The following is a 21,402-nucleotide window of genomic DNA, read 5'->3' as shown; positions in this document are numbered from 1 at the left end:
TATCTTGTTTTGTTGATAGCAGCAGAAAAAAGCGAGAATAAGTAGGCTGAGAATGTTATTTACATATATCATTTGGACTCTACATTTATATATTAGGATGCTCGCCTGTCTATGAAGAACGGATTCGGCGACGTATGAAATGGAATGGATGGTGAAGATGGGGGGAACAAAAATGAAACCATTGCCGTTGCATCAGTATGGTCTTTCCGCTAGCCGGCTTGTATTAGGCTGCATGGGGCTTGGCGGTGGATGGAATGAGCACCCGATTACAAAAGAGGATGTGAAGCAAGCGCACGAAGCGATCGAATCGGCCCTTTCGGTAGGCATCAACATGTTCGATCACGCTGATATTTATGCCTTAGGTAAAGCTGAAAGAGTATTTGGTGAAGTACTCAAAGAGCAGCCCGAGCTAAGAGAAAAAATATTCATTCAATCCAAATGTGGAATTCGTTTTAAAGAAAGTCCAAGTGCTCCGAAACGGTATGATTTCTCAGAGGAACATATTCGCCGTAGTGTGGACGGCATTTTAACAAGGCTTGGAGTGGAGTATCTCGACATTCTTCTGCTTCACCGCCCTGATCCGCTTATGGATCCGGAAGAGGTAGCCCAAGTGTTTACGGAATTAAAAGCGTCTGGAAAAGTCCATTGGTTTGGCGTATCGAACATGAGCGCTGGACAGATCCGCTTGCTGCAATCGTATTGTGATATGCCGTTGATCATTAACCAGCTGGAAATGAGTTTAGCGAAAATCGGCTGGCTGGAAACAGGTGTTCATGTTAATCAAGAAGCTGCGAAAGAAAGTGTATTTCCTGAAGGCACCCTTGAATACTGCCGATTGGAAAATATTCAGATTCAAGCATGGGGATCACTTGCACAAGGTGTATTTTCGGGACGATCATTAGAAGGACAACCTCAGTCGATGAAACAAACGGCAGAACTCGTTCAAGAAATGGCAAAGCAGAAACAAACAACACCGGAAGCGATCGTGCTAGCATGGCTGATGGCTCATCCGGCAGGAATCCAGCCTGTGATTGGTACGGCAAATCCAGTCCGTATTCGGGCATGCGCGGAGGCCCTCAATACGACATTGACAAGAGAGGAATGGTATGCTCTCTATGTCAGCTCAAGGGGCCGCGAGCTTCCTTAATTTAGGGGAGTATCAATGAAGCAGTGAAGCGAACAACGGGCAGGAGATCACTTTGTGCTATGTAAGCTCTTTGTTCGTGGGCTGTAATTTAACACATTTACCGAGAAATCTCCCCCTCTAAACGGAGTGGAGACGGGAGGTTCATTAGGTGGATCTTTAACGATCGGTGTCCGAACAACGAACCGCTTCATAGGAAGGAGTCTGAAAGCGTCGTTGTTCGGTTTTTTTATGCGCTCGCGTGAAAAAAGCAAGTGACTGGTTTCTGATTCTTCAAACATGCACCTTTAGACTATAACCAGAATAGTGTATGCGTTTGTCATCGCTTTTGTTTTGGAAAGAGCGAATCCCTTGTGACAGCGACGAAAGACATAGAACCTTTTGGTATTCTTTGTTCATGTTTAGCTACATCTAGCAATAGACCATGGGTGGAAGACAAACCTATTTTTGATATGCCTTTTCATAGTGAAACACATAAGCTGTTTTTCCTGTTTGACGAAGCGGAAGGACCAAAAAGAATGATGCCCCTCTTTGTAATTGGAGATCGAGGTGGCGACTTCGCTCCCTTTTTTTCTTCTCCCTATGGCCTTGCCCCAAGTTTTATTGATGATTGGTGTACTTTTATCGCGAAGTTTTGCTAGCGCCGTGTTTGTGTAAAACATCGCTCCCCGCATTTTACTTATACGTACTAACACGGGTCTCGTCGTTATTTCATTTAAAAAGATAGAGCAGGCGTGTTGGTTATCTAATAAAAACCAATGAACAGCGCCAGATTTCTCCCTTAGCTGCTTTTAGGCTTGTCTTTTTCGTTTATTGCCTAATGATATAAAGGGGAATGGCGAAAATAAAATGAAAAGCGGGAGGAAGGTTCGATAGATGTAGTTGGAACATATGAAAGCGGGACAAACGCCATGAAGGATGCGGTTTTTAAATATTGACAAGAATGTGTCAGACAAAATGATATTTACTTTACATTGAATATGAGGTGTAAGCGCTTTAACATAGAGCTATAGTCATACAACTTAAGTAAGGAGGAAAAACGTATGGAACAGCAAGCGAATTTCCGCGTCAAAATACAGCGGTTCGGTAGCTATTTAAGCGGAATGATTATGCCGAATATCGGCGCATTTATCGCATGGGGAATTATTACCGCTTTATTTATTCCGTCAGGATGGCTTCCAAATGAATCATTAGCGAAACTCGTAAGTCCAATGATTACGTATTTACTGCCATTATTAATCGGTTATACAGGCGGAAAAATGGTTTATGATGTTCGCGGCGGAGTAGTGGGTGCGACAGCGACCATGGGGGTTATCGTCGGAGCGGATATCCCAATGTTTCTTGGCGCGATGATTATGGGACCGCTTGGCGGCTATTTAATTAAGAAATTTGACGGTCTTGTTCAAGGAAAAGTCAAGCAAGGCTTTGAAATGCTGGTCAACAACTTTTCAGCCGGGATTATCGGCGGCGCTTTAACGCTACTAGCATTTAAAGGAGTAGGACCTGTTGTTTTAGGACTAAATAAAACATTAGCGGCTGGAGTAGAAGTTATTATTAATATGAAGCTGTTGCCGCTTGCTAATATCTTTATTGAGCCTGCGAAGGTACTATTTTTAAACAATGCTATCAATCACGGAATTTTAAGTCCGCTTGGTATCGAACAAGCAGCAAAGGATGGAAAGTCGATTTTATTCTTGCTTGAAACGAATCCGGGCCCAGGGTTTGGCATTTTGTTAGCGTACTGGTTATTCGGAAAAGGGACAGCGAAACAATCAGCGCCTGGTGCCGCTATTATCCATTTTCTTGGCGGAATTCATGAAATTTACTTCCCATATATTTTAATGCGTCCGGTGTTGATTTTAGCAGCCATTGCCGGTGGAGTGAGCGGGGTGCTCACCTTCACGATCTTCCATGCGGGCTTGATCGCGGTTCCTTCACCAGGTAGTATTGTTGCCTTACTTGCCATGACGCCGCGCGGAAATTATTTCGGTGTGTTAGCTGGTGTATTAGTGGCTACAGCGGTTTCATTCATCGTCGCATCCTTTTTCTTAAAGTCTGCGAAAGCAGAACAGGAAGATTTGCATGAAGCGACTGAAAAAATGCAACAATTAAAAGGAAAGAAAAGTGAAGTGGCGGCTGCATTGCAAACACAGCCGAAACCGGCCACTTTAGGCGACGTGAAAAAAATTGTATTTGCTTGCGACGCAGGAATGGGCTCAAGCGCCATGGGAGCTTCCATTATGAAAAATAAAGTGCAAAAAGCGGGACTCGATATTGAAGTGACGAATACATCGATCAACCAGCTTCCATCAGATGCGGATGTTGTGATTACACATCAAAACTTAACGAGCCGCGCAAAAGAAAAATTGCCGAATGCCTATCATGTTTCTGTTGATAATTTCCTTGGCAGCCCGAAATATGATGAGCTTGTTCAAATGTTAAAAGAAAGTAAATAGTGACTGGGCAAAAAGATAAGCGGAAGGCTTATCTTTTTGCCACGTTTTTTAAAAATGGCAACAAGTGCAAGGACGAAAATAGTTTTTCAATTTGTTGTTGCTTCTTTAAACAAGGTCTACAATTTTTTTGGTGCGTTCTATACTCCAATAGTTGCTGAAGATGGGAGGTGGCTATCGTGTATATATCAGCAAGAGAAAGAAAAATATTGGATATTTTATTATCTAATGACAAGGGAATCACAGTAGGCGAGCTTGCGGAACAGTTGGATGTCAGCAACCGTACCATTCATCGAGATTTAAAGGGGGTTGAACAAATTTTAACTGAAAGCGGGCTGCGCTTGGTGAAAAAGGCGGGAGTAGGCATCCAAATTATAGGGGAAGAGCATGTCAAAAAAGAACTGCAGGCACACCTTTTTGGTTTATCGCATGCTGAATACACACCGGAAGAGCGGCAAACGATGATTTTAATTGCCTTATTAGAAAATGCTGAACCTGTCAAACTTTTATCTCTTGCACATGATTTAAATGTCACCGTTGCCACGATCAGCAATGATTTGGATAAAATCGAAGGAATGCTTGAAAAAGATGGCCTTTCGCTCATCCGTAAACGAGGATATGGCGTGGAAATCGTCGGATCGGAATCAGCGAAACGAAAAATGATCAGCCAATTATTGCTGCATCATTTGGATGAATCCGAATTTTTGACAATTATGAAGGAATCCATGGCAGACGCAGCAAATGATACATTAAGCGCCATTACGGAAAAGCTGCTTGGTCTTGTTGATAAGAAAAAGCTGTTTACTATTGAAAAGCAAATTGAAATGATGAAGGACGCTCTCCCCTTTACGATTGCGGATAGTTCCTATGTAGCGTTAGTGATCCATCTTGCACTAGCGATTGAACGGATCATGCAAGGAGAAGAAATCAATTTTGAAGCACAGTATCTAGAAACGATCCGGACAACAAAAGAATATGAAATGGCAGAAAAAATTGCCAAATCTTTAGAATCGGCCTTTCAGCTTGTGATTCCTGAACAGGAAATTGGCTATATTACGATGCATTTAATGGGTGCGAAATTTCGCGATCGCCGTGGATATATGCTGGAAGAAGGAAGCTTAGAAATCGGCAGAAAAGTGCAAGAGCTTATTCGTTTTGTCGGCCGAGAGATCGGTGTCGATTTGACGGGCGATTATCCTTTATATGAGGATTTGATCATTCATTTAAAACCGGCTTTATACCGCATCCAGCATAATATGGGAATTACGAACCCATTGCTTGAGAGAATTCGTCAAGATTATTTCGAGCTTTTTGAAATTGTTAAAAAAGGAATGCATGTCATTTTTCTCGACATGGACATTCCTGAAGAGGAAATTGGTTATGTGGTTCTTCATTTTGCGTCTGCGCTGCTCAGGGAAAAGAAAGGTCTGAATGCTTTAGTCGTTTGCTCAAGCGGGTTAGGAACCGCGAAAATACTAGCGACGCGCCTGAAAAAAGAAATACCCGATATTTCAGCGATTGAACAACGATCATTTTTTGAGCTAAATCGTATTGATATGAGCAAATACGATTTGATTGTGTCGACCATTCCGATTTCGGGATTGAGTGAACCGTATTTTCTTGTCAGTCCTATGCTTCAGGAGGAAGAAGCTGTTGCCATTCGGCAATTTTTAAAAAACAAGAAAGCGGTCAGCCGCCAAGAACAGGTGAACGTTTCCAAAAACACGATTCAAAAAATGAACGCCATTCAAACGATGAGCGAAACGATTGTCCAGCTTCTTCATGGATTTACGTTACAGCTTGTACAAGCGCGCTCGGTTCACGAAGTGTTAGAGAGAGCGTGTGGCCGCCTGCAAGAGAAAGGAATCATTCAAGAGGCGGAGCAAGTCCTAACAGAATTAATGCGCAGAGAGCAAATTGGCGGATTAGGCATTCCTGGGACGCCGTTAGCGCTTTATCACACACGCAGTCTGGCTATCTCTGTCCCTTCGTTTACAATGTATGAGCTTGCCCATCCACAAACCGTGATGGGAATGCATCATCAACCAATGGATGTAGAGCGGCTTTTGCTGCTTTTAGCGCCGAGCGATGCTCCAGAAGAAGCATTATCGGTATTGAGTCAAATCAGCTCTCTCATTATTAAAGATGAAGAAAGTGTGCGTTTGTTTTCAAAAGGAACGGCCGAGCAGCTTCATTCTTTTTTAGGAAAGCATTTAGAAATCTTTTTTTATCAGCATCTTCAAAATCGCAAGGAGTGAATGACATTGACTATTTTAAAAAAAGAAAACATTGTTCTTAATGCAGAAGTAGCAAATAAAACAGAAGCGATCCGTTTAGCCGGAACGATTTTAGTAGAGCAAGGCTATGTGGACGAGGTATATATTGAGAAAATGTTTGAAAGAGAAGCGCTGACATCGACATATATGGGGAATTTTGTGGCGATTCCGCACGGAACAGAAGAAGCGAAGCAATTAGTGAAGCAACCTGGTCTTTCGATTGTTCAAGTTCCAAATGGTGTTGATTTTGGAGAAGGAAACATTGTCAAGCTATTAATTGGCATTGCCGGCAAAGAAAATGAGCATTTAGAGATTTTATCGAAAATCGCCATTGTTTGCTCAGAGGAAGAAAATGTGGAAAAGATGATTCATGCGACAGAGAAGGAAGAGATTCTTCAGCTTTTAAACGGGGTGAATTAACGTGTTAGCCGTTCATTTTGGTGCTGGAAATATCGGCAGAGGTTTTATTGGCCAACTACTTTCGCAATCGGGCTATGAAGTCGTATTTGTGGATGTTAACGAGGAAATTGTTCAAAAGCTGCAAGAAAAGCGGCACTATCGGGTCATTATTGCCGGCGAACAAATTGAAGAGCAACACGTTTACCATGTGACAGCACTGCACAGTGTGAAGGATCACGAAGCTGTGCTTCAGCACATCGCCAGAGCAGATTTCGTTACGACAGCTGTCGGGCCGAATGTATTGCCGCTGATTGCTCCTGTGATCGCTGAAGGGATTCGCAAGCGCTTAGAGGTGAATCGAACTCCTGTTCATATCATTGCTTGTGAAAATATGATTGGTGGCAGCAGCTTTTTAAAAGAGCATGTATGGAAAAAATTATCCGAAGAAGAGCAAACAATGGCCAGCCAATATTGCAGTTTCCCGAACTGTGCCGTTGACCGCATCGTTCCAAATCAAAAAAATGAGGACTTGCTTTCTGTTAAGGTGGAGCCATTTTTTGAGTGGGTCATTGAAACGAAGCAAATGATCGGAACCATTCCGCCAATTGAAGGAGTACGCATCGTCGATGAATTGCCTCCTTATATTGAAAGAAAATTGTTTACCGTGAATACAGGGCATGCCCTTGTCGCTTATTTAGGCTATTACAAAAAGTTTTTCACGATTCATGAGGCAATGAAGGACGAAGAGATTTATGCTGACGTGGTGAAGGCGCTCAATGAATCTGGACGAGTACTCATTCAAAAGTATGGATGGAATGCTGATGAACATCAAATATATATCAAAAAAATTGTTCAAAGATTCACAAACTCTGCGATTACGGATGAGGTGACGAGAGTAGGGCGCTCGCCGATTCGCAAGCTTGGTCCGAACGATCGTCTCATCAGCCCTGCCAAACAATATTATGACTTGTTTCATGAGATCCCATCAGGGCTCGTCAAAGGAATCGCCGCTCTCTTGCAATTTGATTATCAAGAAGATACCGAAGCGATGGAGTTGCAAGAGACGATTCGACAAATGGGCATCGAAGGGGCGTTGTCCCGCTACGCAGGATTAGAGCTTGGGCATCCGTTGATAGCGGCTGTTAAGACAGAAGTGGCTATGTTAGCGAAGCAATAAATGGACACATTCCACGATCAGCGATGAGACCGTTGTTTCATCAGTTCTATTGAAAAGCGTGAAAATATAACAAAGAGTTCTCTTGATGGAGAAAAAAGGAAACTATCATCATAAAATCGCGGACCATTTCGCATGTTGCGGAATGGTCTATTTTTCGTTTGTATTTTGTATACCGCAAATAAATGGCTGGAGTCGTTATAAGCAGGGAGCACCCCGCTTGGTCTGTGCGGTGAAATTTAACGGTAAATGCGTTTGGTGTTGGAAACGATTGTGGTTTTTACAGTCTCGACATCTTGCTTGTATAACTCGGCTACTGTTTGCAGCGAATGCTTTAACAATAAAGGAGATGTTTCCATACCGCTGAACGGGCCGACAAATGGCCAAGGTCCATCCGTTTCTAAAAGCAGCTGTTCGATCGGTACAAAGGATAACAGTTTTCAGTCGCGTTCACGATAGCAAACTTCTGGAGTGACGGAAATATAGTAGCCGCATCGGACGATTTGCTTGATAATAGAAACTTCTGCTTTTAGCCAATGAAAATGAGCGTATTTTACGGCATATTTTTGCAAAATAGAAAGAGCGGTTTGGGCGCCTTCATATACCGCATGAAGAGCCAATGGCAAAGAAAGGGAGGAAGCGATTTGCACGATTTGCTCGAAACGCTCGCAATGGTTTTGATAACGTGTGGTCGCGTCTGCCGAGTAATGAGGGAGCCCGACTTCCCCGATCGCTCCCAGCTGTGGGCGTTCTTTTTGTACTAGATGAACCCATTCTTCCCAGTCCTGTGGATGAGGAAGTGGCTGTTCTGGATGAAAGCCAATCGCGGCGTATACGAACGCTGGAAATCGCTGCTTCAGCTCCAATGTCCGGTAGCTCGACGGCAAATCTGTCGAGACTGCAACAACTCCTGAGATGCCAGCTTCTTGCCATGTTTTTATTCGCTCGTCAATTTGATCGTATTGATCAAGATGGATATGGGCATCAATCATAGGGACACTTACTCCTCTGTAAAAGTTTGGCGAAGGAGATGTTTCTATTCCACCCGTCACGTATTTATTGTACCAAGCATCAGAAAGGGTCGCCGAGCAGCTGGTTCACTATATGTGGCAACGATATTAGCTCTTTGCGAGAAAAATCAGGGGTTCGTTTATGAACAGATCAAGCAATGCTGCATCATTGGTATGTCTGCACAAATAATCCGTCTCCTTCTAGCCACTCAGCGATCAGTACATGTTTGTAATCTGTTATTTCCCGGGAACGAAGCTCCTCTAATAGCCATTCTTCGCTTTTTTCTAGTTCGCGTAGCTCGTCCATTAATAGCTGTCCGTCTCGGATAATTGTAGTTGGAATGTGGACAGGCTGTGGCGGGAAGTGAAAATCCTCTTTTTTCGGCTTTTGGTAAGACGATTTTTTTAATATACTGAGCGATCCATCAGCTTCTAAGTAACAAAAAGCAACTTCCCTGATCGAAAATGTTTCATTTTGACGCAGCAGGCTTTGTAATTGATTAAGGGTCAAGCGCGCTTTTTTCAATGCCTCATAGTCGATGATTCCATTGCGAATTAATGCCGTTGGCTTTCCCTCAGCGATGAGGCGAAACGCCAGCCATTTTTGGTTGATATATTCTACGAACAGAAGGAGGGCTCCCCATAAGGTGATTGAATAAATAATGTACCAAATATGCACATGGTCAGCATAGAGCGCATTTCCAAGCAATTCTCCTAATACAATGACGGAAATAAAGGTAAACGGTGTAATTTGATGAATCAGCTTTTTTCCAGCCACTTTTACGACAAGAAATAACAAGATAAATCCGACGATCAATTCCAATGTCAATTCTGTAATCTTCATGATGTTCGCGCCTCCTCGCCTTGTCCATTCTTGCTATTTTCATTATGGGCGAGGTGAGTGCAAATTATGTTGCTTATCTTATTACTCAATGGAAAAGAAGCCGCTTTATTTTTTACAGACTCTGATTTCTATATCGTAGCGCACTGTTTTACTTAAAAATAGAATGGCATGGCTAAACTCCGGCAGAAAAGCGAGGAAATCTAGTTACTGGATCATCCAAACGCCTCACAGTAGCATGATGTTGTTGAATGAGAGAAACAAATAATTGTCAATCTATTCTAAAAAGTGATACAATACTTAAAATATAAAGGGTGTATATGGAGGGATTGAAGTTGAAGCAATTGAGAAGCAATATGATTAAAAAGGGATTTGACCGTGCCCCACATCGAAGTTTGTTAAGAGCAGCCGGAGTAAAAGAAGAGGATTTTGACAAACCATTTATTGCTGTCGTGAACTCCTATATTGATATTATTCCAGGACATGTTCATTTACAGGAGTTTGGGAAAATTGTAAAAGAAGCGATTCGTGAAGCAGGCGGAGTGCCGTTTGAAATGAATACGATCGGTGTTGATGACGGTATTGCAATGGGACATATCGGCATGCGTTACTCACTGCCAAGCCGTGAAATCATTGCTGATTCCGTTGAAACAGTTGTATCGGCGCATTGGTTTGACGGCATGGTGTGCATTCCGAACTGCGACAAAATTACTCCTGGAATGATGATGGCAGCAATGCGCTTAAATATTCCGACCATCTTTGTGAGCGGTGGACCAATGAAGGCGGGGGTGACGAGCGACGGCCGGAAAATTTCGCTTTCTTCAGTATTTGAAGGGGTCGGAGCGTATCAAGCAGGAAAAATAGATGAAAAAGGCTTGCAAGAGCTAGAGCAGTATGGCTGTCCGACCTGTGGATCATGCTCAGGAATGTTTACAGCCAATTCCATGAATTGTTTGGCTGAAGCGCTCGGTTTGGCGCTTCCAGGAAACGGAACGATTCTAGCTGTTGACCCGGCTCGCAAAGAGTTCGTAAAACGCTCGGCTCAACAACTTATGTATTTAATTGAGCATGACATTAAGCCGCGCGATATTGTGACAGAAAAAGCGATTGACAATGCATTTGCGCTCGATATGGCGCTTGGCGGTTCGACCAACACCGTATTACACACACTCGCGATTGCGAACGAGGCAGGGATCGATTATCCGTTGGAGCGCATCAACGAAGTGGCTGCTCGTGTGCCGCATTTAGCGAAATTAGCGCCAGCATCTGATATACATATCGAGGATTTGCATGAAGCAGGCGGAGTGTCAGCAGTGCTTCACGAGCTAGCGAAAAAAGAAGGAACGCTTCATCTTGATGCGCTGACCGTATCGGGAAGAACATTAGGAGAAAATATTTCCGGTTGTGAAGTAACAAACCATGAGGTCATTCGCCCGATTCATCAGCCGCATTCAGAAACGGGTGGACTGGCTGTTTTATTTGGCAATCTTGCTCCAGATGGCGCGATTATCAAAACAGGGGGCATTCAGGGAGGAATCACGCGTCATGAAGGCCCGGCCATCGTTTTTAACTCCCAAGAGGAAGCACTTGAAGGGATTGCGGGAGGACGAGTGAAGCCAGGCCATGTTGTCATTATTCGCTATGAAGGACCGAAGGGAGGTCCTGGAATGCCGGAAATGCTTGCGCCAACATCACAAATTGTTGGGATGGGGCTTGGACCGAAAGTGGCGCTTGTGACGGACGGGCGTTTTTCCGGAGCTTCTCGCGGGTTATCCATTGGACACGTATCGCCGGAAGCAGCAGAAGGGGGACCGCTTGCTTTTGTAGAAGATGGTGATTATATTGTGATCGACATTGTTGCGCGAACGATTGATGTTCAGCTTTCTGAAGAAGAATGGGAGAAGCGAAAAGCGAACTGGAAAGGATTTGAGCCAAAGGTGAAAACGGGATACCTTGCCCGCTATTCAAAGCTTGTCACCTCAGCAAGCACAGGTGGAATTATGAAAATCTAACAAACGGAATAATAGATCACTAAAGCAAAGGTGGGAATTCTCAGCAGAGGAATCCCACCTTCTGTTTTGCTTAAAGATGACAACAAAAATATAGGAAGAATCATCAATTGTCCGACTTTTGGCACTGCTACGTAAGGATAAAAGTCATATATTATAAGAATAAAGGAATATGTATCCATCAAGGAGGAGAAGCAGGTGTGGAAAGCATTATTTCAAAAGGAAATACATTGGATGAAGCGATCCGTCTAGGACTTGAACAGCTGCAAGCCACACGCGAACAGGTTTCTATCGAAATCATTCAGCACGAGAAAAAGCGTTTATTTGGATTATCAACAAAACAAGCGATCGTAAAAATAACAAAAATTTCTGTTGATGAATTAAACGATCAAGACGCTAAAGTATGGATGGAAGATGGCAGGTTGTTTTATCAGCGCTCCTCTTCAGAAGGGCCAAGCATTACGATTGGGGAAGGAGTAAAGCTGTTTCGCAACGGGGAAGAGGTAGACCGTGTGGTTAGCATTAAACAAGGAGATGTATTGGAAGTTCATGCAGAGGAAGAAAAAGTGATAGAGGGGACATGGGATATTACAGTGGATTCCCAAAAAATGCAGGCCACTTTACTCATCGAGCCGACACTACACAAACGCTACGTGCTTTTAGATTTTCCTCCGGCCAAGCATGCGCAGCTAAATGCCCAAATACTTACCGAAGTAAAACCGGTTGTTACGTATGAAGAAATCAAGCAACGGTTAGAGCAGTTGCATATTGTGCATGGAATTCTTGAAGAAAACATCAACGAAGCGCTCCAAGCAACGGAGAAAATCCATGTGGCGATTGCTCAAGGAACGCCGTCTCAGGAAGGAAAGGACGGCTGGGTTGAAGTAAAAGCGGGCTCGAACCAGCCGAAAAAACCGAAGATGCGCCAGGATGGTACAGTAGATTATCGTGAAATCGAAGGAGTTCCGAGCGTTCAAGCGGGTGACGTGATTGCAGTCATTCACCCAGCACAGCCAGGCATTCCGGGAAAAAGAGTAACCGGTGAAGTGATTCCTGTACGCGATACCTTTCCAGTTCATGTTCAACTTGGAAAGGGGGTCGCCATGTCAGAAGATGGAGTGAAGATAATGGCTGTGGAGTCTGGAAGGCCTCAAGTAGTGCAAAAGGGGCGTACGGCTATTGTATCCATGATTCCAAAACTTGTCCATCAAGGGGATGTCGATCTCTCAACAGGTAATGTTCGCTTTAAGGGAGATATCGAAATTATTGGAAATGTTCAAGATGGTATGGAGGTTGAGGCGGAAGGAAGCGTTGTGATTTTTCAAAATGCCAACCGTGCCAAAATTCAGGCTCAGCAATCCATTTTTATCTATCAAAATCTTATAAGCGGAACCGTTATTTCAGGAGAGCAAAAAATGGCGGTTACAGAATTAATGGAGTCACTGAATACGATTCGCCAACAGCTTGAAAGAATGATTGTCACCGTTCAGCAGATCACCGTGATCTCCAATGTGGAAGGTAAAAACATGAATTGGGTGATAGGAAAATTAATCGAAACAAAATTTCAGTCTCTGCAAGCGGCTGTGAAAAAGTACCGAGAGGTTTGCCAAACGAAAAGAGAGCAATTAAGCGAAGCTTGGATTCAACTAGGAGAGCGTTTACATACGTGCATTTTAGTACAAAAAGCATACGAAAGCTTTGCTAAGTTGCTTCGCGACCTAGAAGAGATGATTAGCCAAAATGAACAGCTTTCTGCCGATTCGATTGAATTATCATATGCGTTGAATAGTGTCATTCATGGAAGCGGCGATGTGGTAATAACGGGAAAAGGATGTTATAACTGCAATATTTATGCAGGAGGAAAACTGGTCATTCATGGGGTGTTGAGAGGCGGCGAGGTTTATGCACAAAAGGGGATTTATGTGAGAGAGGTCGGTTCTTCATCTGAAATTAAGACCGTCCTATCAGTTCCTAAAGGAGAAACGATTCAAATGGATCATGTGTGGGAAGGGACCGTCATTCGAATCGGCAAAAAAACTTATACATTTATGGAAGAGAAAAAAGCGGTTTGTGCAAGATGGAATGAAGAGGCGGGCGAGATTCAATTCGAGGCGTAGCTTGCTTTTTTCGCATAAGCTGAATTGATTGTTTTTTTGCTCTCCATCATTGGACGCATAGAAATCCTCTTTGCAAAATGTTTAGCCGCATCTCCAATGTTGTTAGTAGCTTAAGAGGTTGTCTATTGGTGAAAGCGCTCTATATTTGATGGTCTCGACGGTCGGAGGCACGTTCGTGACTTGTCTCGGTCACGCCCCATTGCGGCCGGAAACCAAACAACCAGCCGTTTCTTTTTTGGTTTATGGAAAACCAGTGCGGGAAGGCGAAACTCATTCTTCATCAAGAGTCAATTCCTCTCATTTTCTTGGATTTTGTATTATAATTGGGAAAGAGTTTTCAAGTGGTGAAGCTAAAAAGAAATGGAGGAATGACTCGATGTTCATTGCTTTAGATATGGATGGAACACTGCTTCATTCAGAGGGATACATTAGTCCGAGAAATAAAGATGCGATCAAAAAAGCCCAAGATGCCGGACATATTGTGGCCATTGCCACAGGACGAGCGTATAAAGACGCGTACCTCCCGCTGGAACGGGCTGGTCTTCATTGTCCGATCATTGGCTTAAATGGTGCGATGATTACATTGGAAAGCGGTGCGGTGATGAGCGAGGTTCCGTTGCATCGGCAAGCATTCATCCCCACATTAGAATGGGTGCGAACACAGCCGGATTTATATTGTGAACTTTATACCAACACAGCTGTCTACGTTGGCTTACATAATCGCGAACATCTAGAAGCCCTTGCTTATAAAGTAAGGGAAAAGCATCCTGATTTGCAGCGCATTGTTCAAAAGCAGTTTCAACAGGCGCGTGTGACATATGTAGAAGATATTAGCCAAGTATGGCATGATGATTCATTAATAGTCTATAAGATTCTTATTTTTTCCTTAAATCTCCATTTGTTAAAAGAGGCTTCTTTCCAATTTGCGAAGCTGCGGGATGTGGCGGTTACTTCTTCGCATCCTAATAATATTGAAATCAATCATCAACAGGCGACAAAAGGAGAAGCGATCAAGAAGCTCGCTTCTTATTATGGAATGGAGTTGTCTGATACGGTGGTCGTCGGTGATAGCCTTAATGATCTGCCGATGTTTGCGGTTGCGGGATACCGTGTCGCGATGGGGAATGCTGCTGAGGCAGTGAAGCAGCAAAGCGATTCGATCACAGCTACGAACGATGAAGATGGTGTCGCTTTGATCTTAGAGGAACTTGTACAAAAGGGAAACGTACCGCGCCAACGGCTTGTTTGATGAGAAGAAAAGGAAAGAGCAGTTTGATGATGGTGAAGCCGTGTATGAAAGAATAATGGCAAAATCATGATAAAGAAAGTAGGAAGGATTCCTCCGGTAGATGAAGTGATGGATGGGCTCATTAAAAGTAAATGATACATAGAGAGGAATAAGCAAAGCATGACAAATACTCATTCACATTTATTATTAGTCGACGGTATGGCTCTATTGTTTCGCTCTTTTTATGCGACTGCTCCGAGTGGACAGTGGATGCGAAACAGCCGCGGTGTGCCGACAAATGCGGTTCATGGGCTGATCAGGCACTTATCAGCAGCACTGCAAACCATTCGGCCAACGCATGTCGTGTGCTGCTGGGATATGGGGAGCACCACCTTTCGCACTGAATGGTTTCCCGACTATAAAGCGAATCGTGGCGATCCGCCGCCGGAGCTTGTGCCGCAATTTGATTTGGCGAAAGAAGCCGTCGCTGCGCTCGAAATTCCCAACATCGGAGTATTAGGAGCCGAAGCGGATGATTGTATTGGCACGATTGTCAAGCAATACGGGAGTTTGCTGAACATTTCGATTTTGACTGGAGATCGTGATTTATTTCAGCTTCTTTCTCCGAATGTGTCCGTTTATTTGCTGGCTAAAGGCATCGGTCATTATGAAGTATATACGGATGACCGGTTTTATGAAGAGAAGGGCCTTTTACCGCAGCAGCTTGTGGATGTCAAAGCGCTTATGGGGGATTCAAGCGACAATTATCCGGGAGTGCGCGGCATCGGAGAAAAAACGGCGTTTAAATTAATCCAACAATATGGTTCTATTGAAGGATTAGTCGAAAATCTTGAGCAGTTGACGAAAGCTCAGCAGAAAAAGATTAGCGAGAATTTAGAAATGCTTTATTTATCGCGCAAGCTGGCCACCATCTATTGCGAGATTCCGCTGTCTTTGCGTCTTGAAGAAGCGAAATGGACAGGGGATTTTGTTGGCTTGGAGAAAGTAAAGCAAATGTTAGCATAAGTAGCAGGTTTAATGATGAAGCGACCATTTTCTTTTCTGCGTTAGAGATGTTAATACGTAGGGAAGGCGTAATCATCTGGCGATATGAAGATAGATTAGTGTTTTTGTATGTCGGGACGTTGGCAATGGGTAGATCGAGAACTTAATTTTGACGGTTGAGTGATCGAACCATCCCACTTACAGATCATCCATTTGTCTGTAAGCGGGATGGTTGTCGGCGCTCGCTCTCTCTTTTGATCGGGAGTGGCTGACGGATCAAATTCGCGATACCATGAAAAGCTGTTTCACAAAAATAAAAAAGCGGCCTATAAACCGCTTTTTTGATCATTAAATATGGAGCATATCGGATTCGAACCGATGACCTCTTCGCTGCCAGCGAAGCGTTCTCCCCCTGAACTAATGCCCCGTTATTAAAGCTACGGACAATATTTATAATATCATAAAAGATAGAAATGTCAATGATCGATTTATGAGCAAACAACAAATCATAAGCAACTTCGCCCATATTAAGTGATGTCCCCATTCTGGCATCAGAAAAAAATAAAAAATGACAGAGATAGCCGTTTTTACTAGAACCTTTTTTCATGCACGCCATAACGTGTTATTACATTGTAAAAAGAGGTGCTGGCGTTGTTTAAAAGAAAAAGGCGATCGCTGTCAACGAAGCTGCTTTCCGTTGTTTGCTCTATTATTTTTCTAATGGGAATCGCAAGTGCCTGGTTGGCTGACAAAATTATTGTAGAGAGCAATTTAGCCAACATGGAAAAAGAGCTAAACGGATTTGGCACCATTTTGGCGAAAAATATAGATGAAAAGGTAGTGAAATCTGTTATTCATCAACCGAGCGAAAAAAACCATGATACTTTAAAAGTCAACGAATTAATGGACGAAACCATTCGTAGTACCCATTCCTATGTTGCTAATCTGTATTTCGTTACTTATGAAAATGGCCGTATTGACCTGCCGGTATTTAGCAGCAGCTTACGTTCTGATCGCTTTACATTTGGCTCTGAATATCCAACGGATGAAACGACCTTTCGTACCGCAGTTGTCAAAGCCTATACAACCAAAACGGCACAAACGACCGACATATATACCAATCAATTTGGAAAGTGGAAAAGCGGGGTTACTCCCATATTAGATGATAGAGGAAATGTTTTAGCGTTGTATGGAGTAGATTTCGATGTATCCAAGATTGAAAAAAAGGCATGGCAAGAGACGTTGAATTTCGTCTATTTAATCATTGGTTTTCTATTCACAGCTATTGTTTTAACCTATTTTGTTGTTCGAAGAATCGTTCAGCCGGTGCTAAAGGTTTCCGATTTATCCTCAAGCATTGCCAATGGAAATTTAAATATCGAAGAGCTAGCGGTGCGTTCAAAGGATGAGATAGGCATGCTGGCGGCTCATTTTAACTTTATGGTCCATAATTTGCGGCATATTATGAAAAAGGTTAATCTTCATTCACTGCAGGTATCGAGCGCTGCTGAGCAGCTGACAGCAAGTGCTGAGCAATCGACGATCGCTTCTGAACAAATTGCTCGTATTACACAAGAAATGTCTGCTGGAACAGAAGAACAGTTAAAAAATATAAGGAAAACAGCTCATTCAGCTGATACGCTGTCAGCTACACTTCAGCAAGTAGCACAAAATAGTGAAGAGATGCTGCGAAGTGCACAAAATGCAATGGAGGCGGCTGTTCAAGGAGTTGACTCTATTCGTGTTGTAATGCAGCAAATGAATGAAATCAGTCTTTCTGTAGACTACACTTCAAACATTATGCAACTGCTTGGCGAAAAATCGAAGCAAATCGGTCGGATTGTCGCCTTTATTACTGATATTGCTGAGCAAACGAATCTGTTGGCTTTAAATGCTGCTGTTGAAGCCGCCAGAGCAGGAGAACATGGGAAAGGCTTTTCTGTTGTCGCTGCTGAAGTAAGAAAACTAGCGGAGGAATCCAAAAAATCCGCTTACCAGATTACAAGCTTGATTGATTCGATTCAAACAGAAACAATAGAGGCGGTCCGTTCCGCAGCTATGTGTACAGATAAAGTGAAATTAGGTCTGGATTCAACAGAAAGATTAAAGAATGTTTTTGTTCATATAGAAGAAGCGGCGCAGCTTGCTGTGAATAAAGTGAATCTTGTATCTGCAGCGGTGCGTTCCATGTCTGAAGTCGGTGAAGAAATGGCAGAAAGCATGGAGTATATTAAGGATATTTCTGAAAAAAATGTTTTATCAAGCAGCGAGATTGCCGGAGCAACCGAACAACAACTCGCCGCAATGGAGGAAATTTCATCCGCAGCCCAGTCTTTATCATCGCTGGCCAACGAATTATTAGAAAGTATTGCGATTTTTCAAATGGAGAAAAAATAGCCCTCTTTGACCATATAGATTGCATGATGGAAAAATTTTATTGTCAATGAACGAACATCCCGCGCTTTGTTGAATGTTCTAACCATCTCTGATGGATGATTCAATTTTTCATCAAGCAGCTGCCCATTTGCTAAAGCAAACTATATTCGTGAGTGATGAATGGTCATGAAGGTTTGGAGATATCGGCGGCGGTGTATTTTTTTACTTTCAATAGAATTTAAGCGTAAAGGCGCCGATATTGCTTAGCGTTGAATTTGCCAAAATATTTTCTAAACAACAAGGAGGGGCGCATTATTTTGTTGACATCCGGACAATCTTTAGGACCCATGTCCGGAGAGACAGCTTATGCTGCGACAAAAGAGGCGCTTGATGCCTTTGTGAAAACATTTGTTGTTGAAGTAATGGAAAAAGGGATTACGCAGGGTCCGACTGATTTGGGAGGAATGAACGAGGAGTTGAAACAGCATCTTCTGCTTAACTTTCCGTTCGGACGGATTGGTACACCCCATGATGCCGCGCGCCTTATTCGTTTTTTGGCGAGTGATGAAGCCGCGTGGATCACTGGACAAGTGATTCATTCCGAAGGTGGATTTATTCGTGGATAGTTGCTGCTGCTCTGTTCTTTATTCGTTTCAAAAGAGGAAAAAAGAGGGGCTCCAAAAGGTAGTGACCCTGACTTTTGGGACAGCCCCTGATTAATTGGAGCGATCATTCGCGCACTTGTCCTGCGCCATAGACGAGCGTTTTCGTCGTTGTGATGGCGCGCAGACCCATTGGACCCCGGGCGTGCAGCTTTTGGGTGCTAATGCCGATTTCTGCTCCGTACCCGAACTGTTCACCATCCGTGAATCGCGTCGAGGCATTATGATAGAGCACTGCCGCATCAACAGATTCAAAAAAGCGTTGAACGTGTGCGGCGCATTCAGAAATAATCGCTTCGGAATGTTTTGTCCCATATTGGCTAATATGGCGGATCGCTTCTTCTACGTTTTCAACAAGCTTGACGGCTAAAATCGGTGCTAAAAATTCTGTTCGCCAATCTGCCTCTGTCGCTGGCTGAATAAAAGGATAAGCAGAAGCGAGGACGGCATCGCCGCGCAATTCAACGGCTTGATGGTGCAATGTTTCGATGAGTTCGCCGACGTGCGGCCAATCTTTATGGATCAAGACGGTTTCGACAGCATTGCATACGGATGGACGCTGCAGCTTTGCATTGAGTACAATATCCATTGCCATTTGCTTTTTGGCTGATTGATCGATAAAAATATGACAATTGCCGACACCTGTTTCTAAGACAGGAACGGTGGCATTTTCGACAACCGATTGAATCAACCCGGCTCCGCCGCGCGGGATGAGGACATCTAAATATTCTTTTAAGCGAAACATGCTCCGAGCGGTTTCGCGGCTCGTATCTTCTAGCAGCTGAACCGCTTCTGGGGGAATAGAAGAATGTTTTAGTGCCTCTTGCATGATGGAAACGAGGGCCTGATTGGAATGGATGGCCGATGAACTTCCCCGCAACAGCACGGCGTTTCCTGTTTTTAAGCAGAGTGTTGCGGCATCGACGGTGACGTTCGGCCGCGCTTCGTATACCATGCCAATCACGCCAAGCGGAACCCGGATATGTTTGATTTGCAGTCCATTGGGCCGTGTTTGCTCTTCAATCGTTTCACCAACTGGATCAGGCAAAGCGATCACTTGTTGGATACCAGTGACCATTTGTTTGATTCGTTCCTCTGTTAACTGTAAACGGTCAAGCAAAGCGGGCGACATTCCGTTTGCTTGGCCAATGGACATATCTTTTTTATTTTCTGCAAGAATCCATTGTTTTTTTGCTACTAATGCTTCAGCGATGATGGCGAGCGCTTCATTTTTTTCCGATGACGATAACACGGCTAATGACTTAGCCGCTTGCTTTAACCGCATAGCTTTTAGCAACAATTCATTCATGACGGTGGCCTCCTTTGTCATAAGCATGTCGTTTCTTAATTTAACGTAATGAAACAGACGGGTTTTTTAAACATACCCAGTGATTGCGATGAATGACCTCTGGACGCTGGTGGATAGAATAGCGTCTGGCGGCCTCGCTAGCCCAGCCCTTGACTTTTACTAAGTCCTCAGCTGAGTAGTATACCTGTCCTCTTCCGATCACTTCGCCCTTTGGATTAATCACTTCCACGACATCGAGAGCTTTGAATGCTCCCCATACATTGGTTACACCAACCGGCAATAAACTTTTCCCTTTATGTAAAAGGGCGATTTCTGCTCCTTCGTCAATTTCGATCCTCCCTGCTGGTTGGGAGTGATAGGCAATCCACTGTTTGCGCATTTGCATATGCCCTTGCCGAGTGCCAATATATGTCCCGTCTCCTTTTCCTTCTAAAACATCACACAATTTTCTTTTTCCGCTTCCTGTTCCGACAAAAACGCTGACGCCAAACGAAAGAGCTTTTTGTGCCGCTAGCAGCTTTGATTTCATTCCTCCTGTTCCTAGAGAGGTGCCGATACCGCCAGCCTGCTCGATTAAATCATCTGTTATTTCCGGTAAAAAATGATACTTTTTTGCGGTTCGGTCTGTTTTTGGATTTCCATCGTATAGTCCATTAATATCTGTTAAAATAATTAACGCATCGGCATGTAAAAAACCGCTGACAAGAGCGGACAACAAATCGTTGTCGCCAAATGTTAATTCTTCGACAGAAACCGAATCGTTTTCATTAATAATCGGCAGAACTCCACGATCAAGCAATTCAGAGATGGCGGAAAATAAATTGTGGAATCGTTCCCGACTGTAAAAATCCTCGCGTGTTAAGAGCAGCTGCCCAATGACAATACCAAACGAGCGAAAAGCAGAAATATAGCTTTGCATAAGCAGTCCTTGGCCGACCGCCGCCGCCGCTTGCTTGCCTGCTACTGTTTGTGGCCGAAAGCGGTAGCCGAGCTGAGAAAATCCCGCTGCAACAGCGCCAGAGGAAATTAAAATCACATCATGGCCGAGCTGTTTCAAGTAAGCGATGGCTTCCACGTGATCGAGCAGCTTTTGTTCAGAAAGCTTTCCGTTTGAATCGGTAAGGGAGCTGCTGCCGATTTTTACGATCACTCGTTGTTTTTTCATTTTTTTCCTCCTCACTTTAATTTCACATAAAAAAACGCTTTTTCCCTCCTTATGAAAAGGACGGAAAAAGCGTTCCGCGGTACCACCTTTTTTGGCGCAAGTAAGCGCCCACTTTCGTCCCAGTAACGCGGGAATAACGGCTTATGTTTGCATAAGCGGCCATATTAGGGCAGGTTCAATCAACTTTCCGTGAGGAACCTTCCAGCCTACGAGCTCCACTCTCTTGCACGTTCC

General features: G+C 43.7%; 14 protein-coding genes, 1 tRNA gene and 2 pseudogenes. 12 read left to right on the top strand and 5 right to left on the bottom strand.

The window, feature by feature from the left end; genetic code table 11:
- Positions 1 to 172 precede the first annotated feature (172 nt).
- The 6 genes from GRQ40_RS10775 (at position 173) to GRQ40_RS10750 (ending at position 7,449) form a co-directional block, all read left to right on the top strand.
- Positions 173 to 1,147, top strand: a complete 975-nt coding sequence (locus GRQ40_RS10775; protein WP_159719962.1) for an aldo/keto reductase — start codon at positions 173 to 175, stop codon at positions 1,145 to 1,147.
- Positions 1,148 to 1,497: 350 nt separating this feature from the next.
- Positions 1,498 to 1,785, top strand: coding sequence for a hypothetical protein (locus GRQ40_RS10770; protein WP_159719961.1), 288 nt, complete (start codon positions 1,498 to 1,500; stop codon positions 1,783 to 1,785).
- A gap of 402 nt (positions 1,786 to 2,187) precedes the next feature.
- Positions 2,188 to 3,600 carry a PTS mannitol transporter subunit IIBC gene (locus GRQ40_RS10765; protein WP_066148534.1) on the top strand — a complete coding sequence of 471 codons (1,413 nt, stop codon included), beginning with the start codon at positions 2,188 to 2,190 and terminating at the stop codon, positions 3,598 to 3,600.
- A 176-nt stretch (positions 3,601 to 3,776) separates the two neighbouring features.
- Positions 3,777 to 5,855, top strand: coding sequence for a BglG family transcription antiterminator (locus tag GRQ40_RS10760; RefSeq protein ID WP_159719960.1), 2,079 nt, complete (start codon positions 3,777 to 3,779; stop codon positions 5,853 to 5,855).
- Positions 5,856 to 6,293: a PTS mannitol transporter subunit IIA gene (locus GRQ40_RS10755; RefSeq protein WP_080862546.1), complete on the top strand. Its 438-nt coding sequence runs from the start codon at positions 5,856 to 5,858 to the stop codon at positions 6,291 to 6,293. It abuts the gene before it with no gap.
- Position 6,294: 1 nt separating this feature from the next.
- Positions 6,295 to 7,449, top strand: a complete 1,155-nt coding sequence (locus tag GRQ40_RS10750; protein ID WP_159719959.1) for a mannitol-1-phosphate 5-dehydrogenase — start codon at positions 6,295 to 6,297, stop codon at positions 7,447 to 7,449.
- A gap of 236 nt (positions 7,450 to 7,685) precedes the next feature.
- On the opposite strand, the pseudogene GRQ40_RS10745 reads toward GRQ40_RS10750, so the two are convergent.
- Positions 7,686 to 8,438, bottom strand: a pseudogene (locus GRQ40_RS10745) (TatD family hydrolase).
- 184 nt (positions 8,439 to 8,622) lie between these two features.
- Complete coding sequence (locus GRQ40_RS10740) at positions 8,623 to 9,300, bottom strand: DUF421 domain-containing protein (protein WP_080862543.1); 678 nt, start codon at positions 9,298 to 9,300, stop codon at positions 8,623 to 8,625.
- Positions 9,301 to 9,632: 332 nt separating this feature from the next.
- On the opposite strand from GRQ40_RS10740, the gene ilvD reads away from it, so the two are divergent.
- The 4 genes from ilvD (at position 9,633) to GRQ40_RS10720 (ending at position 15,677) form a co-directional block, all read left to right on the top strand.
- Positions 9,633 to 11,309 carry a dihydroxy-acid dehydratase gene (ilvD, locus tag GRQ40_RS10735; RefSeq protein ID WP_159719958.1) on the top strand — a complete coding sequence of 559 codons (1,677 nt, stop codon included), beginning with the start codon at positions 9,633 to 9,635 and terminating at the stop codon, positions 11,307 to 11,309.
- Between the two features lie 197 nt (positions 11,310 to 11,506).
- Complete coding sequence (locus GRQ40_RS10730) at positions 11,507 to 13,423, top strand: FapA family protein (RefSeq protein WP_159719957.1); 1,917 nt, start codon at positions 11,507 to 11,509, stop codon at positions 13,421 to 13,423.
- Positions 13,424 to 13,799: 376 nt separating this feature from the next.
- Positions 13,800 to 14,672, top strand: coding sequence for a Cof-type HAD-IIB family hydrolase (locus GRQ40_RS10725; RefSeq protein ID WP_159719956.1), 873 nt, complete (start codon positions 13,800 to 13,802; stop codon positions 14,670 to 14,672).
- 159 nt (positions 14,673 to 14,831) lie between these two features.
- Positions 14,832 to 15,677, top strand: coding sequence for a 5'-3' exonuclease (locus GRQ40_RS10720; RefSeq protein WP_066148554.1), 846 nt, complete (start codon positions 14,832 to 14,834; stop codon positions 15,675 to 15,677).
- A gap of 334 nt (positions 15,678 to 16,011) precedes the next feature.
- Here the strand turns inward: GRQ40_RS10720 and GRQ40_RS10715 are convergent.
- A tRNA-Ala gene (locus GRQ40_RS10715) sits at positions 16,012 to 16,083 on the bottom strand.
- Between the two features lie 224 nt (positions 16,084 to 16,307).
- On the opposite strand from GRQ40_RS10715, the gene GRQ40_RS10710 reads away from it, so the two are divergent.
- Both GRQ40_RS10710 and GRQ40_RS10705 read left to right on the top strand, forming a co-directional pair.
- The gene (locus GRQ40_RS10710; RefSeq protein ID WP_159719955.1) at positions 16,308 to 18,053 is read left to right on the top strand and encodes a methyl-accepting chemotaxis protein; all 1,746 of its coding nucleotides are present in this window, start codon (positions 16,308 to 16,310) and stop codon (positions 18,051 to 18,053) included.
- A 217-nt stretch (positions 18,054 to 18,270) separates the two neighbouring features.
- Positions 18,271 to 18,658: pseudogene (locus tag GRQ40_RS10705) on the top strand (SDR family oxidoreductase); the annotation flags it as partial.
- A gap of 103 nt (positions 18,659 to 18,761) precedes the next feature.
- On the opposite strand, the gene GRQ40_RS10700 reads toward GRQ40_RS10705, so the two are convergent.
- Complete coding sequence (locus GRQ40_RS10700; protein ID WP_159719954.1) at positions 18,762 to 20,003, bottom strand: glutamate-5-semialdehyde dehydrogenase; 1,242 nt, start codon at positions 20,001 to 20,003, stop codon at positions 18,762 to 18,764.
- A 40-nt stretch (positions 20,004 to 20,043) separates the two neighbouring features.
- Entirely contained in the window at positions 20,044 to 21,168 is a 1,125-nt protein-coding gene (gene proB, locus GRQ40_RS10695) for a glutamate 5-kinase (RefSeq protein WP_159719953.1), read from the bottom strand.
- Between the last annotated feature and the right edge of the window lie 234 nt (positions 21,169 to 21,402).

The organism is Anoxybacillus sp. PDR2, from assembly GCF_009834045.1.
Classification (GTDB): domain Bacteria; phylum Bacillota; class Bacilli; order Bacillales; family Anoxybacillaceae; genus Anoxybacteroides; species Anoxybacteroides rupiense.
This window is presented reverse-complemented; position numbering and strand designations above follow the sequence as displayed.